The 314-nt window shown below is 73.6% G+C and carries 1 protein-coding gene; it reads right to left on the bottom strand.

Translation table 11 applies throughout. The annotated features are described in order from the left end of the window. Positions 1–113: 113 nt before the first annotated feature. Positions 114–314: hypothetical protein (locus JHD67_RS21885; protein WP_199101221.1), on the bottom strand; the 201-nt coding region annotated here is incomplete at its 5' end.

The following is a 314-nucleotide window of genomic DNA, read 5'->3' as shown; positions in this document are numbered from 1 at the left end:
CCCCCCCCCCCCCCCCCCCCCCCCCCCCCCCCCCCCCCCCCCCCCCCCCCCCCCCCCCCCCCCCCCCCCCCCCCCCCCCCCCCCCCCCCCCCCCCCCCCCCCCCCCCCCTTTTTTAATGATCCGGCGCCCACCGAGATCTACACCCGAACGTTGTCGTCGGCAGCGTCAGATGTGTATAAGAGACAGGGCCCGGACTGTTCCACAGCGCGATGGCCGCCAGGTTCGGCTGCAACCGGCGTACCGTCCGCGCACTGTCCAGCACGGCCAGGTAATTGAACTCGTTGCCGAGAAATTCCAGCGGCTCCACACCAAG

Source organism: Dyella sp. ASV21 (assembly GCF_016428975.1).
Lineage (GTDB): Bacteria > Pseudomonadota > Gammaproteobacteria > Xanthomonadales > Rhodanobacteraceae > Dyella.
This window is presented reverse-complemented; position numbering and strand designations above follow the sequence as displayed.